This window comes from Fundidesulfovibrio magnetotacticus (assembly GCF_013019105.1).
Taxonomy (GTDB): Bacteria; Desulfobacterota; Desulfovibrionia; order Desulfovibrionales; family Desulfovibrionaceae; genus Fundidesulfovibrio; species Fundidesulfovibrio magnetotacticus.
In genome coordinates, this window is record NZ_BLTE01000013.1 from 49473 (window position 1) to 70498 (window position 21026).

17 protein-coding genes are annotated in these 21026 nt (G+C 68.3%); all 17 read right to left on the reverse strand.

Annotated features, from left to right (window positions below; all coding sequences use genetic code 11):
• Nucleotides 1–115: 115 nt before the first annotated feature.
• The 17 genes from NNJEOMEG_RS13925 to NNJEOMEG_RS21005 all read right to left on the reverse strand — a co-directional run bounded on the left by NNJEOMEG_RS13925 (nucleotide 116) and on the right by NNJEOMEG_RS21005 (nucleotide 20994).
• Entirely contained in the window at nucleotides 116–1327 is a 1212-nt protein-coding gene (locus NNJEOMEG_RS13925; protein WP_235956968.1) for an acylneuraminate cytidylyltransferase family protein, read from the reverse strand.
• Entirely contained in the window at nucleotides 1324–2667 is a 1344-nt protein-coding gene (locus tag NNJEOMEG_RS13930; protein WP_173085495.1) for a glycosyltransferase family protein, read from the reverse strand. The genes NNJEOMEG_RS13925 and NNJEOMEG_RS13930 overlap by 4 nt, the downstream gene beginning before the upstream one ends.
• 23 nt (nucleotides 2668–2690) lie before the next feature.
• On the reverse strand, nucleotides 2691–3995 hold the full coding sequence (locus NNJEOMEG_RS13935) for a radical SAM protein (protein WP_173085497.1): 1305 nt from the start codon (nucleotides 3993–3995) through the stop codon (nucleotides 2691–2693).
• Between the two features lie 67 nt (nucleotides 3996–4062).
• Entirely contained in the window at nucleotides 4063–4446 is a 384-nt protein-coding gene (locus NNJEOMEG_RS13940) for a nucleoside-diphosphate sugar epimerase/dehydratase (protein WP_173085499.1), read from the reverse strand.
• A 512-nt stretch (nucleotides 4447–4958) separates the two neighbouring features.
• Nucleotides 4959–6161: a DegT/DnrJ/EryC1/StrS family aminotransferase gene (locus tag NNJEOMEG_RS13945; RefSeq protein ID WP_173085501.1), complete on the reverse strand. Its 1203-nt coding sequence runs from the start codon at nucleotides 6159–6161 to the stop codon at nucleotides 4959–4961.
• A 22-nt stretch (nucleotides 6162–6183) separates the two neighbouring features.
• Nucleotides 6184–7371, reverse strand: coding sequence for a GNAT family N-acetyltransferase (locus NNJEOMEG_RS21000; protein WP_173085503.1), 1188 nt, complete (start codon nucleotides 7369–7371; stop codon nucleotides 6184–6186).
• Nucleotides 7371–8627, reverse strand: coding sequence for a DUF268 domain-containing protein (locus NNJEOMEG_RS13955; RefSeq protein ID WP_173085505.1), 1257 nt, complete (start codon nucleotides 8625–8627; stop codon nucleotides 7371–7373). The genes NNJEOMEG_RS21000 and NNJEOMEG_RS13955 overlap by 1 nt, the downstream gene beginning before the upstream one ends.
• An 8-nt stretch (nucleotides 8628–8635) precedes the next feature.
• Complete coding sequence (locus NNJEOMEG_RS13960; RefSeq protein ID WP_173085507.1) at nucleotides 8636–9742, reverse strand: UDP-galactopyranose mutase; 1107 nt, start codon at nucleotides 9740–9742, stop codon at nucleotides 8636–8638.
• 31 nt (nucleotides 9743–9773) lie between these two features.
• Nucleotides 9774–10955 carry a DUF268 domain-containing protein gene (locus NNJEOMEG_RS13965; RefSeq protein ID WP_173085509.1) on the reverse strand — a complete coding sequence of 394 codons (1182 nt, stop codon included), beginning with the start codon at nucleotides 10953–10955 and terminating at the stop codon, nucleotides 9774–9776.
• Nucleotides 10952–12076 carry a class I SAM-dependent methyltransferase gene (locus NNJEOMEG_RS13970; protein WP_173085511.1) on the reverse strand — a complete coding sequence of 375 codons (1125 nt, stop codon included), beginning with the start codon at nucleotides 12074–12076 and terminating at the stop codon, nucleotides 10952–10954. The genes NNJEOMEG_RS13965 and NNJEOMEG_RS13970 overlap by 4 nt, the downstream gene beginning before the upstream one ends.
• Entirely contained in the window at nucleotides 12073–13749 is a 1677-nt protein-coding gene (locus NNJEOMEG_RS13975) for a hypothetical protein (protein WP_173085513.1), read from the reverse strand. The genes NNJEOMEG_RS13970 and NNJEOMEG_RS13975 overlap by 4 nt, the downstream gene beginning before the upstream one ends.
• On the reverse strand, nucleotides 13730–15463 hold the full coding sequence (locus NNJEOMEG_RS13980; RefSeq protein WP_173085515.1) for a glycosyltransferase: 1734 nt from the start codon (nucleotides 15461–15463) through the stop codon (nucleotides 13730–13732). The genes NNJEOMEG_RS13975 and NNJEOMEG_RS13980 overlap by 20 nt, the downstream gene beginning before the upstream one ends.
• A 14-nt stretch (nucleotides 15464–15477) precedes the next feature.
• Complete coding sequence (locus tag NNJEOMEG_RS13985; RefSeq protein ID WP_173085517.1) at nucleotides 15478–16725, reverse strand: hypothetical protein; 1248 nt, start codon at nucleotides 16723–16725, stop codon at nucleotides 15478–15480.
• A 148-nt stretch (nucleotides 16726–16873) separates the two neighbouring features.
• Nucleotides 16874–18418 (reverse strand): hypothetical protein, encoded by a 1545-nt coding sequence (locus tag NNJEOMEG_RS13990; RefSeq protein WP_173085519.1) that lies wholly within the window; start codon nucleotides 18416–18418, stop codon nucleotides 16874–16876.
• Between the two features lie 11 nt (nucleotides 18419–18429).
• Entirely contained in the window at nucleotides 18430–19596 is a 1167-nt protein-coding gene (locus NNJEOMEG_RS13995) for a hypothetical protein (RefSeq protein WP_173085521.1), read from the reverse strand.
• Complete coding sequence (locus NNJEOMEG_RS14000; protein WP_173085523.1) at nucleotides 19584–20870, reverse strand: SGNH/GDSL hydrolase family protein; 1287 nt, start codon at nucleotides 20868–20870, stop codon at nucleotides 19584–19586. The genes NNJEOMEG_RS13995 and NNJEOMEG_RS14000 overlap by 13 nt, the downstream gene beginning before the upstream one ends.
• Nucleotide 20871: 1 nt before the next feature.
• Nucleotides 20872–20994 (reverse strand): hypothetical protein, encoded by a 123-nt coding sequence (locus tag NNJEOMEG_RS21005; protein ID WP_268885691.1) that lies wholly within the window; start codon nucleotides 20992–20994, stop codon nucleotides 20872–20874.
• Between the last annotated feature and the right edge of the window lie 32 nt (nucleotides 20995–21026).

The following is a 21026-nucleotide window of genomic DNA, read 5'->3' on the forward strand; positions in this document are numbered from 1 at the left end:
GGGCTGCCCGGCGGGCGTCTGCCTCGGCCCGGCCCGCTCCGGGCAAACCGGCCGGGCTGTCGCGGGTTGCGCGCCGTTTCGCCCGGAGGCAGGGCTGGCGCGCCGCCAGGGCGCGCTAGCTGTGCAGGGCGATCTGGAGCCGTTCCAACGGGTCGGCCGCGTCCAGGAGCTTTTCCCGGGACATGGGCCACATCAGGGGCGCGGCGCAACCAGGCTGCCCGGCGGCCGTCATCCCGGAGGGGACGTGCACGAGCCCGGGCGCGAACCGCGAGACCCTGGGGTAGGCTTGGCGCCTGCCGCGTACCGCCTGGGGGATGTCCGCAGCGTAGCGCAGGTAGCCCCGGGGATCCTCCACGAGCAGTCGGTAGGGGTGGAGGTCCTCGTCAACTTCGCAGCCGGAGACCACCATCCTGTCGCTCCCCCGCGTCGCCTCGGCGAAGGCGCGGATGTCCGATTCCCCCAGCAGGGGGTAGTCCCCATGCACCAGGATGCGTGGCTCCTCCGCACGCTCCGGCGCGGCGAAATGCTTTCCGAACAGCTCGAATCCCCCCTCGTCCCGGCCTTGGCGGTCGCTCCCGCCACCGTACCCGCCCAGGCCTTCGGCACGGCCCGCCCGCGCTGAAGCCGGGCCGCCCCGGGCGGCCACAAGCCTTGCCAGGTCCATGTCCTTGGGTTCGTCGAGGTCCACGGCCTCCAGGGGCGAGAGGGCGGCCGCCACCGGCAGGCAGTGCTGGGGGGGCAGGTGAGGGCGGCAATCCAGCACGATGTTGAAGGAGAAGAGGTTCTGGTGGACGCGCCCGCGCGGGGGCTCCTCGTGCGCGCCCCAGAAGGGGAGGGCCTCTCCCTTCGCGTCCAGTGTCCAGTAGTTGCGAGGGTCGCGGGTCAGGGGGACGACGCCCCGCACGTTCATCACGTCGGGCCTGTCGGCGGCCAGGCGCAGGGCGGCCTCCAGGCGTCCTGGGAGCCTGAAGGGATGGGTGGGGCTCATGCCGATCATGACGCCGGGCACGGCCCCCTCGTTGCGTGTGAGCCATTCGTACTGAAAGTGCAGGGCCTCCTCCAGGGACGAGTCGTCCTGGGCCATGGAGGCGGGACGCAGAAAGGGAACCTCGGCCCCCCAGGCCAGGCTGACGCGCCGGATCTCCTTGTCGTCGGTGTTCACGAGCACCCTGTCCACCAGCCCGGACTCCAGGGCCGCGCAGATGGTGTGGGCGATCACCGGCCTGCCGTTCAAGTCCAGGAGGGCCTTGCCGGGCAGGCCCTTGGAACCGCCGCGCGCGGGGATCCATGCCATGACGGTCTGGGGTTTGTGGTCGATGAGCATCATGCGTCGGGTTCTCCCTGCGCCTGGGCCCGGAGGGCCGGGTTTCCATCCGGGGTGATGTCGCCGGGCGTCCCGGCGAAGAGCGTCTTTCCGGTCACGTGGTTGTAGAGGTCGAGCAGTCGCGGAAAATGGCGGTCCATGCTCAGGGTGTCCCTGGCCCGGGCCACCCCGGCGTGAAGCCTGTCCCAGTCGGTTTCGCGGACCAGGGCGGCGAAATCCCCGATGTCCCGGCTTTCCACGCCCAGGCCGATGTCATGGGCTTCCAGGTAGCTGGCCACGTAGGCCGTGTACCGGGAGGCCACCACGGGCAGGCCCGCCTCCAGGAAGTTGAAGATCTTGGAACTCATCACCCGTGCGTGGCAGAAGGCCGTCTCCGAGCCCTGCTCGAAGTGCTGGTAGTTCCAGCCCAGGTCGTGAGCGCTGAGGGCGCGGGCCAGCAGGTGGTTGGGCACCGCAGGGTGGTAGGCGAAACGCTCGTTGGCGTCGGCCAGCTCCCTGAATGCCTCGAAGCCGCCCAGGCCGTTGTCGCAGGCGTTGTAGACCGTGAAGTGGAAGCCCTGGCGCGCCAGGGAGAGGGCCACGTCCAGGGTGGTGCGGCAGGTCTTGAAGTCGTGCTGGGCTGGGTCGCACTGGAGGCCCCCGGCGAACACGGCTCGGGAGGGCGTCCCGTCCCGAGGCCGCAGGGCTTCGGGGGGCATCCACTCCGGGCAGACGTAGGACTGGAATTCGATGGCCCGGGGCGTGTGGCCGTGCCTGCGCGAGAGATGGCGCAAGGACTCGGGCGAATCCTTGTAGACCACGCCCGCCGCGCCCGTGAAAATCCTGCGCCACAGCTCGAACTCCAGCCCGGCGTCCTGGACGCCGAAGGCCTGTTTGTGGGCCTCCAGGTCCACGCTGACGCCGTCGTCGTACATCAGCTCGCGGAAATCGATGTAGTCGGCCACCACGGGGGCGGAGCAGAGGCGCAGCAGTTCCGCGAAGGGGTAGGGGCTATAGGTGCCCACCAGGGCGTGCACGAGGTCGAAATCGTAACGACTGGCCAGGTAGGGCATCTCCAGCACATAGGGGTTGGAAGCCCAGTGGATGTCGAAAAAGCCCTGCCCGGCCAGGGAAGCGATGGGCGTGGCCCCGTTGATGCGCTCGTCTCCAGTCACCAGTGCCACGATGGCTCCGCGTTTGCGCAGGTGGTGGAGCAGCTTCAGGTAGTTGGACCCGAAGGAGAAGGCCGTGACCAGAATGACCGGGGCTTCGGGGCGCTCCCGGCGCAGGGCGTCGAGCCTGGCCATGAAGGTGGCGGCGCGCGCCTCGTCGACGGGTTTGAGCGATCTTCGCGGCAGGGGCATGGTCGGTTTCCTCGGGGGATGGTCTAGGTGTTTTGTTCCGCGCAGGGCCTGTAGAGCGAACACCCCGCGCAGGCCCGGGGCAGCCTGCCGTCGAGCCAGTCGAGGACGATGCGCTCGTGGCGCGGGCCGTGCAGCGCGGCCAGGGGGTCCGGGTGGTCGGGGTCTGCGATCACGAGGTCGTCGCGCAGGGTCTCCAGAAAACGGCACGGGCACAGGCGCAAGCTCCCGTCGGGCAGGGCGGTGCACGCGCCGCGCAGGATGAAATCGCAGGGCGGGGCTCCCGGCGTAACGGCCGGGGGTTTCAAGCGCAGGCCCTCCGGCAACTGCCCGGCGACCAGCGCGCCCGACCAGTTGTCGAACTCCACGCACCCGTCGCCCGGGTCGAAGAAGAGCAGGCCCTCCTTGATGAAGGGCAGGAGCTCCCGAAACCCTTCGTCGTCGAGGGCGGCCTGGGGCGGGCGGGGGCTGCGCAGGCAGAGGTTCACGTGGGCTCCGCCTCCCAGACGCCTCTTCACCGCCGCCACCTGGCGCAGCCCGTCAAGAACCTGCCGGAAAGCGTCCACCCGGAAGATGCGGCGGTACGCCTCACGGGACAGGCCGGGGGTGCTCACGGAGATGGTCTCGCATTCGCTCAGCAGCAGCTGAAGCAGGGCCTCGTCACGGCCCAGCAGCAGCCCGTTGCTGGTTATGAGCAGCCGCTGGATTCCGGCCTGCCGGGCGTGGCGGATCTTGTCGGCCAGGCCCGGGTCCAGCAGGGATTCCCCGATGAGCGGGCTGAAGTCCATGGTCAGCTCGCCGTGGGCGGCCATGGAGCTGGCCAGGCGGGCGAAGTGCTCCCTGGTCATGACGGCTCGGGGCTCGGTGTAGCCCGGATAGGCGCAGAAGACGCAGCGGCTGTTGCAGGCGTTGGTGAGGGTGACGTTCACCTGCCCCGTGCGGCGTCGGGACAGGGCCTCGAACTGGTCCAGCACCTGCCGCCTCTCCCTGGGGGGCGCGGTGAGGAGCTCCGGGGACGCGGCGGGCGGGTCGCAGTCCACGTGGACGTAGTAGCGCGGTGAGAGCCCGCGGGCGCTCAGGGTACGGACCACTTCGTCGTAGCGGTAAGCGCTGACGACGAGGTAGTCGAAGGTCTCCTCCGCCAGATGGGCGACGTTGCGCAGGGGGAGGCCCTCGAACATCCCGCCGTCTGAGAAGGAGTCCACGACGCAGGCCACTTCCAGATCCGGACGGTTGGCGGCGAGGCGCCGCAGCAGCCTGGCGGCGCGGCTGCCCGCGCCGTAGACGCAGATGCGGCTGTCCCCGGGGAGGTCCTTTTCGTCGTGAAACATGTTGCCGTGGCTTCCTTGTTGGTTGGATAGGACGATAGCTCGTCTAGCACGTTCCGGGCCATGGGCGTCAGAGAAGTTCCCTGAGCGCGGCAAAACAGTGCGCGGAGTGGAGTTCGTCCAGGCCGGTGAGCACCGCGAAGGAGCCCCCGCTCTCCCGCCGGAACTGCCGCAGAGCCGAGGCCACGGCGTGCTTGGCGTAGGTGGAGACCGCCACGGCCTGGATGCCCCATGCCTCCAGTGCCTCGGGGCCGGCCACCGGGAGCCCGTCGACGCGGCGGCCGCGCAGCGCGGGGTCGGAGTCCAGGAATCCCGCCACCTCGCACTCCGGAACGGTTTCCCGGAGGAAGCGCGGGAGCGTGCGCCCCTTGCCGCCCGCTCCGTAAAGCGCCAGCCGCGTGGCCCCGCCCAGGAGGCCGCGCACGTGCGAGGCCTCCACGGGGTGCACGGCCACCCGGCGGGCCTGCCCGAGCGGCGCGGCCAGGATGCGCTGGCTCAGGGACCTGAAGGCCGGGCTGGAAGTAGACGTGTCCCCGGTGCATGGCCTCGCGCATGCAGGGTTCGCCCAGCGCCAGGGCGAGCCTGCGCCGGACCTCGCGGATGCGGTGCGGGCCCAGGCCCAGGCGCGGCAGGAAGAAGGACTTGGCCTCCCGGCCCTGCTCCCGGAAGACGTTGACCAGGATGGCGGCCTGGCAGTTGCCCAGGAAAAGCGTTTCCATGGTGTCTCGTATGCTCCGGTGTCTCTTGCCTGTTCCGGGAGCGTCACAGGTTCCTGCGGCAGGTCCGCGCCGTCCGGGAGCGGTTCACGCGGGGGCGGCCTGCCGGATCAGAGCCATGCGGGGTCCGCGCCCTCCCGCGCCGTAGATCCAGATATCTCCTGACGGGAGGTCGGCGGCGCAATGGATCACGTTCATGCGTATTCCGTGGTTCGGGGTCCAGTCCCGGGCGCCGTGGTCCCTCCCGGAGCTACTTGAGGTACCACTGCTCCACCTTGCGCACCGCGCGCAGCACGTCCTGGGCCTCTTCCTCTCCGTAGCGTTCGTTGAGGTAGAGATTGAAGGAACTGTCGCGTACGGCGAAGGCGTTCACCGTGGTGAAATCGTCCGAGAGCAGAGGCTTGGCGAAGCTCCATTCGGCCACCAGGCAGCCGTAGTGCTCGCCCAGCCCGATGCCCTCGGCCTGCACGGCCAGGGCGAATTCGGTCTTGGTGCAGGCGATCTTCTCGGCGTCCACCATGATGGGGAAGTAAAACGGCGAAAAGCCTTCGTGAAAGGGGTAGGGAGCGCAGACCTCGGAATCCTCCAGCAGCGCGGAGAGCCTGCGCACGAAGGCTACGCGGCGGGCCACGCTATCGTCGAGCCGTGCGAGCGAGGCCAGGCCGATGGCGCAGGACAACTCGTCGGTGTTGAAGTTGAGCGCGGGGAAGAGCGCGTGGCCGGGGTTGCGCAGGTCCACGTCGGTGCGCCAGGCGGGCTTGCCCCGGTCGGCGTGGGCCAGGGCGCGGCGATAGGTGTCCTCGTCCGGGGACCAGACCAGCCCCCCGCTGGCCCCGGCGGTGAGGGTCTTGCGGTACATGGTGGAGAAGGCCGCGATGTCGCCCGCCGTGCCCACCTTGAGGCCCTTCCAGCTGCCGCCGGGGCACTGGCTGCAATCTTCCAGCACCTTGACGCCGCGCGCGTGGGCCGCCTCCACCAGCCGGTCGATCTCCAGGGGCTCGCCCGCGCTGTGCACCGCCAGCACGGCCGAGGTGCGCGGCGTAACCCGGGCGAGGAACTGCTCCACCCCCATGTTGTAGGAGCCCGGGGCTGAGTCGGCCACAACGGGCACGAGCCCCTGCATGAGGATGCAGTTCAACGGGCCGCTGTCCGTGACCGGTGAGATGATCACCTCGCTGCCCCGGGGCAGTTCCAGCGCGGCCAGGGCCACGAACACGGCGGCCGTGCCCGTGGCCACGGCGTCGGTGTGTCCGCCGCCCATGTACGCGGAGAAGGCCTCGCAGAGCAGGCGCTCGTAGCGTCCCTGGTAGGGCGGGTCCTCGTCGCGGGAGGCGTAGTAGTCCACGGCCTCCATGAGCATGGCGCGTTCGGCCTCGCCGAAGGCGCGGCGCGGGGGCATGGGGGTCCGGCGGGTCTTCTCGCCGCCGTGGATGGCCAGGGGGTGCTTGTGCATGAGCTTGTCCTGTGTTCCGGGTCTAGGGGTAGACGGCTTCCATGTAGACCTCCACGTCCGGCTCGAAGCGGGCCATGCCGGAGTGGAAAGCCGGGCGTTGCACCACGGGCAGGCCGCACTTCTCGAACACCCGGATGGAGGCCTTGTTGGTCTTCTTGGCCATGGCGTAGAGCATGCGCACCGCGCGGGTGTCTCGCATGTGGGCGATGGACCTGGCGAGCATCTCGGCCCCGACGCCCTTGTAGCGGCAGTTGGGGGCCAGGTTGATGCTGATCTCGTAGGCCTCGCCCTGGCAGCGGTTGAAGCGCACGTTGCCGATGGGCTTGCCGTTCTGCAAGCCGATGCACAGGGTGGCGTCGGGGTTGGCCAGCATTTGGGCGAACCAGCGGCAGTGCCCGGACCAGCCCACGTAGCCGTTCTGCTTGAACATCCTGCGGGTGACGGGGTCGTTGATCCAGAGCCAATTCAGGAGCAGGTCGTCCCCGGTGGCCTCGCGCACGGTCACGGGGCCCTGGGCCGGGCAGGCCCTTTCGCGCAGGAGGGCGGGGAAGAAGGGGGTGTGGCCCGCACCCTCGTAGGGATCGGCGCCCCGGGTCCGGGCGAAGGCGGCCGGGTCGCGGCGGTACTCCTCGCCCAGGCGCGCCACCTCCGCGGCGGGAGTGCTCCAGCGCTGCGGGAAGAGGTCCAGGAGCGTCTCGGAGCGACGGCGATCGTGGCAGGAGCCCAGTTCGTCCAGGGCGTCCTGGGGCGTGGCGTGGCAGCTTCCCCCCGCGATGGCCTCCCAGTGTTCGATGAACAGGTCCTCAAGCGCGTCCATGAGGATTTTCCAGGAGGTCTCCAGCGTTTCGTCCAGGGAGAGGTCCACGAGGCGGCGGGCGATGAGCGCTCCGGAGTCGACGCCCTCGTCGATGAAGTGCAGGCTCACGCCCTGGGGGGCGTCCTCGAAGCAACTCCAGACGTTGCCCATCATGCCCCGCCCCCAGGGGAGGAAGGTGTTGTGGAGGTTCACGATGCGGCCTGGGTAGCCTCGAGTCACTTCCGGGCCGATGATGTGCGGGTAGCCGTGGCAGACCATCAGGTCCACGCCGTCGCGGCGCAGGGCCTCCAGGGACAGGGGTCCGGATGTCTCGGCGAGGCGGTCGACGCGGGGCTCCAGGAAGGCGCGGATGCGGGCGGAGGGGGGCGCTCCGGTGAGCAGCAGGACGTTCATCAGACGGTCTCCTCTGGGGGTGTGGCGGCGGGCGCGGCCGGGAGGTCGCAGGGCGAACCGGGCCGGTCCTTGCGGAGCACGAAGAGCGGCTCGAAGCGAGCGTCGGGATCGCTGGCGATGCGTTTGATGTCGTAGCCGTAGGCCCCGGCCACGCGGAAGCCGCGCAGCAGCAGGGGGAGCCTGTGGCGGCCGTAGACGCGGCAGCCGTTGAAGTGGACGCTGTCGTTGCCCGCCACGGGCACGTTGAGGAAGAGCAGGCCGCCCGGGTTGAGCCGTTCGTGCACGAGGCGCATGGCTTCGAGGTCGGCGTCGGGGTCCACGGGGTCGCCGTAGGCCCCCAGGCCGTCGTGCTCGAAGGAGGAGATGGAGAGGGCGTGGTCGAAGGTTTCGCCCCCGGCCTTGAGCGCCTCCACGGTGATCGTGCGCAGCCTTGGCGAGCGCGAGACGATGGCCGCGTACTCCACCGTGACGGGCCGCGCGCCGTGGTGCAGGCACATGGCCTCGTACCAGGGGCTGGTGGAGCCGAAGACGGCCACGCTCGCCCCCTGCACGGGGTGCTCGCGCAGGGCCAGGCGGATCAGCCGGTCCAGGGCCGCGTAGACGGTGGCGTCGCCCTGTTCGATCCTGGCCAGGCAGTCGTCCAGCTCCTCGTCGGTGTAGAAGAGCGCGTGGTTGACGGGCAGGCGCTGGTCCCGCACGTCCAGGCGCAGGGCGGCGCGGCCGTCCATGGTGAAGCGCCGGACCTCCTCGGGGGTGAGGCCGGTCACGAGGGGCGCGGGGGCCTCGGGGGGGCCGAAGTGCTCCCGGCAGAGCGCCAGGTAGCGCCAGCGGTAGACGTTCTCCCAGAAACGGTGGCCCTGGGCCTGGTCGAGGAAGGGGCGCGGGTTCTCGAAGAGGTCGCGGTGGGCGAACCAGTGCGCGCCGCGCAGGCTCACCACGGGCACGTGGCAGCGCGTCGGTCCGCGCCCGGCCAGGACGGCGGCCACGGCTTCCACCCCCGCCGCCGTGACGACCACCTCCACGGGCTCGGCCCGGAAGTCGAAGTCGTCCACGTTGACCACGGGGAGCCCGTCCAGGCTCTCCCCGGTGGGCCGGAAGGTGTCCAGGAAGCAGACGGGGCGCAGGTCCGGGCGGGATTCGCGGAGCCGGGCCAGGTAGTGCCTGCCGTAGTCCCCCGCGCCGTAGAGGACGACACGTGCCCCGGGGGGCAGGTCCTGGGGCGAGGCGAGGTCTGTGAGGAGCGGGGCGTGGTCCATGGCCTGGCTCAGATGGATTCCATCAGTTTGAAGCAGTCGCGGATGACCACGTGCATGTTGTCGTAGTGGTATTTGCCCATGCGCCCGATGGTGTGCACGTCCTGGGGGAACATGGCGATGTAGCGCTGGGCCTTGGCGATGTCCGCCTTGACGGGGTAAGGGTAGAGCTTGTTGTCGAAGGTGGGGATCTCGATGCCCAGGAGCGTGTCCGGCGCTGTGTAGCCGGTCAGCAGCTTGTATTCCACCACGCGGGTGTAAGGTTCGTCGCCCGCGTAGTAGAGGAAATAGTAGGGTTCCGGGGTCACGCGTTCGCAGGGCAGGATCAGCTTCATGAAGTGGCGGCCGATGTAGCGCAGTTCGCCGTGGCAGTAATCGAAGACGATGTCGGGCGAGATGGTGCTGACGATGAGGTCCGCGGAGAGCCACTGGTCGCCCGCCAGCACGCGCTTGTTGTCCAGGTCGAAGCGGTGCACGGGCGTGTCGCGGATGACCGTGGCGTCCTGCACGCAGGCCTCGAAGAAGGGGTTGAAGCCTTCGAGGTTCACGGGGTAGCCGATCACCTTGGAGCCCTCGAAGCTGACCCGGTCGCCGTCCTTGAGGGCCACGCCCTTGGGGGAGAAGCCGAAGTCGTCGATTTCCTGGTTGTTGCGCAGGCCCCACATCTTTTTGGAGTAGGTGTTCACGAACTTGTCGTAGAGCGTGTGCCCCACGGAGTTCACCCAGTACTCCTCGAAGTTTTTCGACGCCGACACGTCGCCCCGGTTGGCCAGCTCGTTTTCGATGGCCTCTTTGTCGGGCATGGAGGCGATTTCGTCCTTGTGGATGGGGTAGGTGTAGAACCTGTCGTCCTGGCTCACATAGGTGAGGCTGTGGTGGCGCAGTTCGCGCATCTCCACGAAGCGCTCCACGTATTCCCAGGTGTACATCTCGTCCACGTCCACCAGGATGTGGCGCGGGCCTATGGTGTAGGGGTGGCCGTGATAGAAGAACGTCCGGCAGCCGCCGCCGATGGTGCTTCCGGCCTCCACCACGGTGACCTGGAACCCCTTGCTTTGCAGCATCTGCGTGACCACGCACCCGGCGAAGCCTCCGCCTACCACGATCGCTTTCTTCATGACGCCTATCCTTCTCGTCCGGCAGGGCCGGTTAAATGTTTCTCAAGACGAAGAGGGGGTTGAAAACTTCGCGTGGGGCATTGCGCAGGCGCGCGGGGTCGTGCCCCCAGCTGTCCAGCACCTCGAAGCCTTCCAGCAGCAGAGGGAGCCTGTGCCGGCCGTAGACGCGGTACTCGTTGAAGTGGATCATGTCGTCCCAGGCCGTGGGCACGTTGAAGAAGACCAGGCCTCCCGGACGCAGCAGGGTCTTCATGGCCCGCATGGCCTTGAGGTCGCCGTCGGGGTCCAGGGGGTCGCCGTAGGCGCCCAGCCCGTCGTGTTCGAAGGAGGAAATGGAGACGGCGTGGTCGAAGAGCGCGCGTCCCTGGCTGGCCTCGGCCAGGGTCATGGTGCGGATGCGCGGCGTCCGCGAGACCACGGCGTTGTAGTCCATGGTCACGGGGCGCGCGCCGTGGCGCAGACAGAAGCTCTCATACCAGGGGCTCAGGGAGCCCATCACCGCCACTTCGGCCCCGGCCACGGGGTGGCGTTCCAGGGCCTCGCGCATCCAGTCGTCGAGCTGGCCGTAGACGCTCGTGTCGCCCTCGTCGATACGGCGCAGGCAGTCGTCCACCTCGGCGTCGGTGTAGATCAGGGGATAGTTGGCCGGGTAGCGCTTGTCCCAGACCGGGCCGTGCACGATCTCGCACCGGCCGTGCATGGCGAAGGCCTCGCGCAACTCCCCGGGGATCTCCCGGGGCAGGGGGGGCAGGGGGGCGGGCGCCCCGAAGTGCTCGCGACACAGCGCCCGGTAGCGCCAGAGGTAGAGCGTGTGGAAGTAGCGGTGGAACTCCGTCTCGCCCGCGAGCGAGCGCGTGGCCTCGTGGACCTCCTTGTCGCGCCGCACGGCCTCGTCCTCCAGGGAGCGCATGAGGATGAACCAGCGGGGGCAGCCCAGAGCCTCCAGCCGTTGGCCGATAGGCTCGTAGTTGGCCGAAGCCACGAGCACGGCGTCGATGCCTTGCAGCAGCCCGGACGTGGCCTCGCCGGTGTTGACCAGGCGCAGTCCCTCGAACTCCCCGGACGGCTTGAAGCTGTCGAGGAAGCAGGAGATCTCCATGTCCGGGCGTTCGCGTCGCAGGTCCGCGAGCACCCGGACGCCGTAGGCGCCTGCGCCATGGATGGCCACGGTGCGGCCGGGGACCGCCGCGAGTGAGTGCAGGATGTGGGTCATGGGGTGTCCGGGGAAGGGGTTGCCGGGTTCAGGGGGCGCCAGGGCCGCACCAGGAAGAGGCCTTTTCCGGCCAGGCCGCGCTCCATGGCGTCGAGCGTCTGGCTGTTGTTGGAGCACAGGATCACCACGTCGTCCTCGCGGAAATCGCCGCAGCGCTCAAGCCCGAACACGGGCTCGCGCTCCCCGGCGAAGTTGTCGTCGTGGAACAGGCAGACGGCGCTGGGCATGCGGCGGCGCAGCTCCCTGTGGAGCAGCCGGAAGATCGTGTAGACTCCGAAATACACGATGCGCCCGCCGCGCCGGACCATGTCCTCCACCTGTCGCAGGGCCTGCTCACGGTTGCGTTCGAGCCGGGCGCACAGGCCCAGCGCCTCCGACGCGCCGCGCGCGCCGGGCCGGTGCGGAGCCCGCGTCTTGCGGAACACGGCGCGCAACGAGGCCTCCTGCTCCATGTCAACGGCCTCGAAGCCTTCCAAGGCCAGGGCCAGCGTGTGGGCGTCGTAGTAGCCCACGTGGTGCAGGACGAAGCCTTCGGTGGCGTCTCGCAAGATCCATTCCAGGTTTGGCACGTCCACGTAGAGGAAGCCGTCGTCGGCCAGGACCTGCTTCACCCCGGCGAGGAAGGCCCGGGGGGCGGTGAAGTGTTCCAGGATGTGCTTGAGGACCACCACGTCGAAGCGCGAGGCGAAGCGCTCCGGGTCGAAGTGGTCTCGCACGGTGGGCACGCCCCTGTCGTCGGCCTGGCCGGGGTCCACGCCCAGGACGTTGCAGTCGGGCCGGGCCTCCTTGAGGAGGTAGAGCAGGTCCCCCTTGTTGGAGCCGATCTCCAGCAGGGAGGGCATGGGCCGCGCCGGGAGGTGGCGCAGGATCATGTCCCTGGCCTTCAGGTTCTCGGCGTCGCGGCGCGGGAAGTCGAAGATGTCGTGGCCGTAGTAGGTCTCGTAGCCCGCGCGCATGATGCGCCTGTATTCCGGGTCCAGTGCGCTGGTCTGGAAGAGGAAGCCGCAGTCCGCGCAGGCCTCCACCACGAGGTGGAGGCGCTCTTCGCGGTCGGCGAAGGTGGCGTGGGGGTTGCGGTAGGCGGGCCGGAGGCTGCCGTCGCAGAGGGGGCATGTGGTCATGGTGTGGCCTGTTTGCGTGCGAGGCGGTCGTAGAAGGCGATCATGTCCCTGACGTGGACGTCCACGTCAAGATTCCGGCAGAAGGCTTCCAGGCGGGCACGGCAGGCCTCGGCGTCGAAGGCGTCCAGGATTTCGGGCAGACGCGGCCAGTCACTGCTTTGCACGGTGAGCCCCAGGCCGTTGCTCTCCACGAGTGCCCGGCAGTGCTCGAACTCGGGGGACACGAGGGTGGGGAGTCCGGCCTGGGCGTAGGCGAAGACCTTCAGCTGCAGGTTGGTGCGCACGAACTCGCCGGGCACTCCCTCGAAGCGGAAGCCCAGCCAGCCGTAGTCGTAGGCCTGCAGTTCGCGCAGGAACCGGTCATAGGGGATGCCCGTTCGGTATTCGAAGAGTGGGTTCTCCCGGGCCAGGGCCATGAGGTCCTCCCAGCCGGAGCCGTCGGGGTCCATGCTGTTGTAGACGGTGAAGCCCAGGCCCGTGGCGGTGATATCCCGCACGAGGCGCATGAAGGCGTCCTGGTCGTACCATTCCTTGTGGAAGAAACCCTGGTGGAGGCTGTGTCCGAAGGCGATGCGCCGGATGCCGTCCCGGGCGGAGCGCTTCATGCCCGTGGAGCCGGGGAGCATGCCGCCTTCCGTGTAGGGGAGGAAGAAGAGCCGCTCCGGGGACGCCCCGAAGAGCGTGGTGAAGCGGTCCAGCACCTGGGTGGCGTCCTTGTGGATCACGGCGTCCACGTTACGGAAGAAGTCTCGGTAGCAGGCGCGGATGGTCTGCTGATCCAGTTCGGTGTTCTCGCTGAAGCGGCGGGCGTAGTCCGTGTCGTTGTAGAACGAGGAGAGGAAGTTGTCGGCGTAGGCGATGGTGGCGCAGCGTGCGCGGCGCGCCACGGCCGAAACGTACCAGACGTTGTTGAACTGCTTGGGGAACTCGAAGAGCGTGAAGAGGTCCGTGGTCTCCAGCAGTTCGAGCAGCACCAACTGGAGCATCTCGTCCGAGGAAGCCACGTAGAGGTGGTCCACGACGCCCTCCGACTCCATGGCCTCGGCGGACATGGGCAGGGTGGCCGCGCGCGTGGTGGCGAGGGCCACGCGGTACCCGGCCTCGCGGATGCGCCGCAGGGGCCCGGGACGGTAGACGGAGCCGAAGTTCATCAGGTGCAGGCCCAGGACGGGGCCGTCGCCGGGCAGGGCCTCGGCCAGTTTGCGGGCCACCCGTCGGGCCTCGGCCCGCACGTCCTCCAGGCAGGCCCGCAGGGCCTCCTCGGAGACATGGGACCGGATGATCCCGGCCAGGCCCACCATGCGCTGGGCATCGACCCCTGCCAGGTTCTGGCGCATGGCCTGGTCGAAGGTGGCCGAGAGCAGCACGATGTGCTGCGGGGGGGCGGCGCGAACGGCCTCCACGTCGCGTTTCGGGTGGCCGTGGAAGAGGCGATCGGGCTCCTGGCGGGTGGTGAAGAATACGGCGCGGTGGCGGCCCAGGCTCTCCCCGTGCTCCACGGCCAGGCGTCGGGCGATGCCCCCGCAGCCGTAGAAGGCCAGCGTGGAGCCCCCGGGCAGACTGTCCAGCCAGGAGGCCACGGCCTGTGCGCGTTCGGGTTCGCGCTCGGGCGCACGGGCCAGCATCCGGCGCAGTTCCACGCGCAGACCGGGGTCAGCGAGGTCCAGGGGCATGGCCGTTCACCGCCTTGTGGCGCTGTCGCACGGTTTCGTAGAAGGCCGCCAGTTGCGCGGCGGCGCGCTCCGGGGAAAGCGTGTCCCTGAAGGTCCGGATGTCTTCCACGCTCCTCTGGGAGTCGAAGGCCTCCATGCGCTCGCGCGCCGCGCCCCAATCCTCGTAGGGCAGGGTGAATCCGAGGTTGTGCGCGAGCGTGAGTTCACCCAGGTAGGCCAGTTCCGGCGAGACGATCACCGGCGTGCCCGCCGCCACGGCCTGGAAGATCGTCAGGGGCAGGTGCGTGCGGTGGTAGCCGCTGCCGCCCGGTTCGACCTTGCGGGCCAGCCAGACGAAGTCGTGTGCGGCAATTTCCTCCAACAGGGCTTCGGGATGGATGGCCGGGCTGTAACTCAGCAGGGGGTTCTCCTCGGCCGCCCGGCGCAGGGATTCGTAGCCGCCGCCCACGTCCAGAGGGTTGAAGATGGAGAACTCCACGCCCTGGCCGGTGAGGGCCGCGATGGGCTCGTGGATGCCTTCCAGGGTCCACGCCACGTGGCTGGTCACGTCGGATCGGGTGTGCGGCGAGCACACGAAGATCACCCGGGGCGCGCGTCCTCGCAGGGGCGGGCGGACGCGGCGACCGTCGCCGACGGGGAGGAGCGGTCGGTAGAACGTCAGGCAGGGGGCGTCGCTGGCGTGGAGGGCGCGCGTCTCTTCGAGCTGCCGGGGGGGGATGCGCGAGATCACCCCTCCTGCCCGGGCGAAGAGCGTGCGCTCCAGTTGGTGGGCGCGCGGCAGGTCGATGTCCTGGGTGGACAGGAGGAATTCGCGCATCCCCTCCTCCCGGATCACCTGGGTGAGCACCGTGTCCAGCCAGACCGCCACGGGGCCGGAAGAACCCGCGAGCACACGGTTCACGAGGGGATACGTGTAGCAAAGGCCCCAGAGGTTCACCAGGCCGAACCGGACCAGGCCGCAAAGCCGCTCGGCCAGCACCCACAGGAAGTGGAGCGAGGGGGCCTGGTGGAAGAAGTCCGCGTAGCCCCGGGCCACCATCTCCTTCCCGGGGACCATGCTTGGCACGTGGCTGCGCGAGAGCAGCACCACCGCGTGCCCTTGGCCGCGCAGTCGGGCGTAGGTCTCCAAGTAGGGCATGGTCAGCTCGGGGTCGATGAAACAGACGGTGCGTTCGAGGTCCGGGAAGCGTTCGCGCAGTTCGGCCGCGAGGCCTTCGGCCTCCTGGTGGATGCGCGCTCGGGCCTTGTCCAGGAGCGCCTCCGTGCAGCCCCGACATACGGCTTCTTCGAGCGTCGTGACGGCCGAGGGCGGCAGGAAGGCCAGCTCCTGGCGCATGGCCGCCTCGTAGGAGCCGGAGAGCAGCAGCACGCGGGGGGTGTCCGGGGGGAGCAGGGCGGCCTTGCCCAGGGGGAAGCCCCGGAAGGAGGCCTCCCCGGGCGAATCTGTGACGATGAACGTGGCGCCCGCCTCCCGGAGGGTGGGGCCGTGCCCGTCGGCAAGGGCGCGGGCCAGAGCGCCGCAGCCGTAGAGGACCACGCCGTGCGGCGAATCCAGCGCGGCGATGTGGGCGGCCAGTGCATCGGCCCGCAGGGGGAGAAACACATCGTCCAGGATGATGCTTTTGATGAGCGTGTCTTTGACGAGGATCTGGGTGGGCTCCAGGGGCTCGGGGCTCTTGGATTCCGCCATGCCTAAGAGTTGGATGTGCGCCATGGAATCGGCCCTCCTCAGGCTGGGTCGAAGATCTCGCCGAGCATCATGGCCACGGATCGGCTGTTGGTGTGGTCGCGGTAGGCCTTCAGGTTGCGGCACAGGGTCTCGTAGTCGCAGGCTCGGGCCATGTCCGGTGTCTTTTCCAGGTCCTTGAGTTCGTAGGAGAGGCCGAAGCCGCCTTCCACCACGGTTTCGTGGATGTAGGGGGCCTGGGTGTGCACCAGGATGGGCAGGCCCGCCTCCACGTAGCTGAAGATCTTCGTGGCCATGTTGATGGCGAAGTGGTCCGGGTTGTAGCTCGATTCGGGGATGTTCTCCCAATAGATGGCGAAGTCGTGGGCGGCGAGCTTGGCCGGCAGCTGGAAGAAGGGCACCCCTTTCTCGAAGGAGAATGCGGGATAGACGTTCTGGAAGTCGATGTAGCGCTGATGCTCCTGCCAGAACATCTCCCGGGCGTTCTGGTTGACCACGAAGGTCATGGCCCCGCCGTGGCCGCAGACGGCGTGGATCAAGGGGTCCATGATGTGGTTCTCGTGCCCGCGGGCCACGGCGATGTGGTAGGGGATGATGCCGCCCGCGAAAACGAAAGCCGGGTCGCGCGAGCCGTCGTAGACCCCGCAGGGCTGGAAGATCTCGGGTTCGGGCAGGCTGTGCACCTGCCAGTCGGGCGTCTCGAAGCGCCAGTCGGCGCGCATGCGCTCCACTCCCCAGCCGGGCATTTTGTGCACTACGGCCGAGGCCCGCTTCAGGATGCGGGCCTCGATCTGGCACTCGAAGTCGTTGGGGTCCTTGCGCATGTAGTAGAGCGAGTCGTTGATGTCCACGACGGCCAGGGCCCCGGTGTTCACGGCGGCCTCCACGGCGAGGGCGCCGTTCACCAGAGGCTGGATCACGCTGACCACGGCCCAGACCCCGGCCGAGGCCAGGAGGGTGTAGAGCTCCTCGTAGTCGCGCGCCTCGTGGCACTGGTCGAAGAAGCGCTCGGGGGCGTGGTCCTGGCGGATGCAGCAGCCGATGAACGTCAGGTGGTAGTCGCCGCTCTTGCGCAGGGCCCATGCCTTTTTGCAGATCGCCGGCTGGAGGTAGTAGGAGCAGAAGACCACGTGGCGCTTGCCGTCCACCAGACGCTGATCCATGTGGGCGGGCGGATCGCGGTAGACAAGCTCCGCCCGGCCCCGGGGCATGGGGGCTTCGAAATAGGTCTTGCGAAGGTACTCGCGCTGCGGAGCGTCGAGCCAGGTGAAGCGTTGGGGGGAGGTCATGCGTTTTCCTCTCTCCGGAGCGGGAGGTTGTTGCTGTCGGGAGAGCGCCCGGCGGAGCGCGCGGCGTGGCGCGCCGCTGCGCCCTGCCGGGGACGGCTGGCGGTAGGCGCGCACCGCGCGAAGAGACGCTCAAAAACGGGGGGCGCGCTCATTGTCCGTATTCCCGCGCGGCTTGCTGGGTGAAGCTGTCCAGGCGCTCGCGCATAAGGGCGATGATCTCCTCCCGGGAGCGGAGGCGACAGCCCGGCGGGGGCGGCGCGAAAAAGGCGGCGAGCCCCGGGAAGTCGGCGGCGTACATGTCTTGGTAGTTTTCCCTGGCGTAGTGCGCCTCGTGGAGCGGGTGGCCCTGGCGGACGAACACTCCGTTGCCCACCACGAACTTCCTGGCGTCGTCTGGCGCGATGGGGTCGCATTGGCCCGCGAGGCGCCCGGTCCAGTATTCGCGGGCCTTGATGTGCGCGCCATGGCAGATCAGGAGCGGGGCGAATCCGGCGCGGTACAGCTCCTCGTAGAGGTAGGCCCGGTTCTTTTCCGGCGACTCGCAGCCGAAGCAGTGGGCGAAGAACACGCCCTGGGGCTTGAGCTTCTCCCGGAACAGGTTCAGGTAGTCGCGCAGGGCGTCGGTGTTGAATTCGAGCAGGTTGGCGTTGGAGTTCACCACGTCGAAGGCCGTTTTGGAATCGGCGATGTCTCCGAGCTTCCACCAGGGGTAATGGCGCACCGTGGCCTGGGCCTCCACGTCCGTGAGGGAGAGGGCCGCATGGAGCGGGTCGTCGCGGCGGATGTACCATTCCCCGCCCGAATCCTCTGAGAGCATCTGGCGGAATCTCCCCTGGAACAGACGGCGGTTGATGGCGTCCTGGAGGATGTAGAAGCTCTCGCAGCTCTCGGTGAGGGAGTAGTTCTCAAGCCCCGGGTGGCGCTTGAGGAAGAAGGCCAGGTAGCCGCAGCCCGGGCCCACCTCCAGGATGGAGCGGAAGCCCGGGGCCACCGCCGAGAGCTTCCTGTAGACCACGAGCATGGCCAGGAGGGTGTCCAGGGGGACGATGACGCGGTTGCCCGGGTAGTGCTGGAGCTGGAAAGCCGCCAGGTCGGCGCAGGCGTCGGCCAGCAGGAGGGCGTCGGCGTCGGTCAGCCCTCCCAGCTCCTCCTGGAGTTTGCCGAAACGGCTTTCCTGCATGGTGTCCAGAAGCTGCCGGGTTTCCAGGAAATGGGTGATGCGCACGGGGAAGCCGAAACGCTCGAAGTGGTCCAGGTTGTGGCGCTGGCCGATGCGCCAGTTGGGCAGGGCTCGCTTGGCGAGGCTCTCTCTGTCCCTGTAGCCCAGGAGGGTCGATCGGCCGTGCAGGATGTGGCTTCCGCCGTTGCGGGCCTCGCCCGGAAGCGGCAAATCCTCGTAGATGCTCCACTCCCGGATGCCGGCCTGGGCCAGGGCGATGACGATCTGCGGGTAGAAGGCCGAGGCCACCACCACGTGGTCCTTCCCGGGGTCGTAGGTCCGGGCGAACTCGTCGAGGCGCAGCACGGGGAGGCCCTGGAACTCGCCGGAGGCGAAGGAGTCCACGAAGCAGCGGACCTGGGGCCTCGAGGCTACGCGTAAGGCCGCGTGGAGTTCCGCTCCGCGTGCGCCCTTGCCGTAGATGCAGATTCGGCTTCCCTCGGGGAGCTGGCCTGCGTTGTGGATGAAGCGCATGGCCGCTCTCCTCATGCCGCCTGGCTAAGCCGCCGACGCACGGCGTCGGCGACCTCGGAGCGGGTGTAGCGTCGAGCGTCCTCGGGCGCGGGCGCGAAGAACCCTGTCAGGCAGGGGTGGGCCAGGACGAAGGCGTTCCTGTACGAGCCTGCCTCGTAGCACGCGGTGAAGAACGGGTGGGACTCGGTGATCAGCACGGCGAAGTCGCTGCCGAAGCGGCGGGCGTCGCCTTCCCGGATGAAGGAGCATTCCCCCAGGGCGTGCTCGCGCCAGAAGGCCCTGTCCTTGGTCACGGGGCCGGAGGTGATGAACAGGGGCGCGAGGCGGCGCTCGTGGAGTTGCTTGAACAGGTAGCCCTTGTTCCTGTCGGGCGTCTCGAAGCCCAGACCCTGGATGAAGACGAGCCCGTCCTCGGCCAGGACGTCCTTGAAGAGTTCCAGGTAGTCCTTGAGGGCCTCGGGGTTGAACTCCAAAAGGTTCGAATTGGCGACGATCACGTCGAACCGTTCTCCCCTCTCCCGGAGGGTGCGCAACCGCCACCAGGGGTACTGATAGGCCTTGCGCGGCCAGCCTTCGCCTGCCGTGAGGAGCGTCCCTGCCGCGAGGCCGTCGTCGGCGCGTATGAAGTGTCTTGATACACCCTCGGGGTAGGCCATCTGCCGGAAGCCGTCGCCGAAGGCGAACACGTTGAGGTAGTGCTGGAGAAGATAGAAGCTCTCGCAGCACTCCACCGTGGAGTAGTTTTGCAGGGGGGCGTGGTCCGCCGCCAGAAGGGCGAGATAGCCGCAGCCGGGGCCGATCTCCAGGATGGACCGGGCAGGCGTGCCCAGGGCCGTGAGCCGCTTCCAGGCGCAGAGGGCGGCCATGGCCGTGTCCACGGGGACCATGGGGGGCTGGTCGGGGTAGTGCGTGAGTTGGAAGGTCACGAGCCTGGCGCAGAGCCTGGTGAGCATGTCCAGGTCCAGGGGGGCCAGACCGCCGAAGTCGTCCTGGTATTTCTCGAAGCCGTTCTCCTGCATGGTGTCCAGGAGCTGACGCGTCTCACCAAGGGTGGCGATGCGCACCGGGAAGCCAGTCATTTCAAAATGGTCGAGGTTGTGGCGCTGGGCGATCTGCCAGTTGGGCAGGGCGGCCTTGGCCATGGATTCGTAGTGCCGGTAGGCGATCATCTCCAGCATGCTGCTCCCCCGTCGTGGTTGGTTTCGTCCGGCCGAGGCCCTTGTCCGGCGTCGCTTCGCGCCGCGAACTCGTCGGCTAGGCGGGAGGCCACCTCGTCCGCGAATTCCGCCGTGTAGTGCACTTCGTCGAGGTAATGGTTTTTCGTGGAGTTCTCCTGCATGGCGGAGAGGTCGATCACGTGCTCCCGGATTGTCTCGGATCTGTCCAGGGCGTCCAGCAGGGCAGGATATACGTCCCTGACGGCCTCGTTGAGCCCCTGTCCGTAGGCAGTCGCCTTGTGGAGGGAGATGTCGTACTTGTAAGACGGAACGGGTTGCACCACGAAGAGAGGCTCCACGCCCGAGTGTACGGCTGCGGCGAGGATCTGACCGTAATTGGCTAACATCCTGTCCACCACCTCTCGGATCTGATCGGCGGAGTAAGGCTCGTAGGGTGGCCTGACGCGGCGCTCGTCTTCGGTGCGCCTCGCGGCGAGGACCTCCGCGGCGTAACATGTCAGACGCACGAGCGGCAGCGAGGACAGAAAGAGCCGCAAGCGGATCCAGCGGACCCTGGCCCGAATCTGAAACTCGGCCAGTTCGCGTTCCTGGCTGGAGCGTTCGCGCAGCAGTTCCCGGTACATCGTCGAGGTGGCCGTGGCCCCGTCGGCGCGCACCGAGTCGTTGAGTCCGTCGAGGAATACGGCCACGTCTGGGCGGTGGCCCTCGACGAGAAGTTGCAGGAAAAGCACCTTCTCCTGTGAGGAGAAGTAGGCGCAGCGCCCGAAATTGTACACGCATACCGGCTTGCCTCGCCGGCGGCGGAGGTGCGTCTGGAGTCGGGAAGGGATGGAGGTCCAGTCCGGGCCGACGTGGTAGGCTGTGGAACCGCCGAAGAAGAAAATGTTGTAGTTGGCCCCGCTGGGCGGCCAGGGGCCCTGGTTGGCCACCTCGCGGAAACCGTGTGGCGAGACGTTCCAGAAGCGCCCCTGCATGGGCCTGTGCCGGAATTCGGAGAGGGGTTCGTAGTCAATGTCTATGGCGGTGGGAACGGTCTCTTTCCAGTAGGCGCGGAACTCCTCCGGCGTGTCGAGGTCAAACCATTTGTGATTGTCCTCCCTCTCGTAGAGCGACAGAAGCCGTCGGGGCATCCAGCGGTCTTTGTCCTTGCGGAGCATGCCGCGCCCGGGCAGCAGCCGCAGGGCGAGCCAGGCGGCGAGGTTGAGCCCCGCGAAGCCAAGCCCCGCGCCCAGCAACGCCCTGGCGGCGAAGGTGTATGCTTGGTCGATGTCCATGCTAGAAGAGGGGGTAGATGTCTTGGAAGGTTTCCTTCTTTTTCCGGCGCGCCCGGCGCACGGCGAAGACGGCACAGCACGCCAGGACGGCGACGAGGATTCCGGTGGCGACGAGATAGTCCATGGTGTTGCTCCAGGCCGGCCGGACAGGGGCCT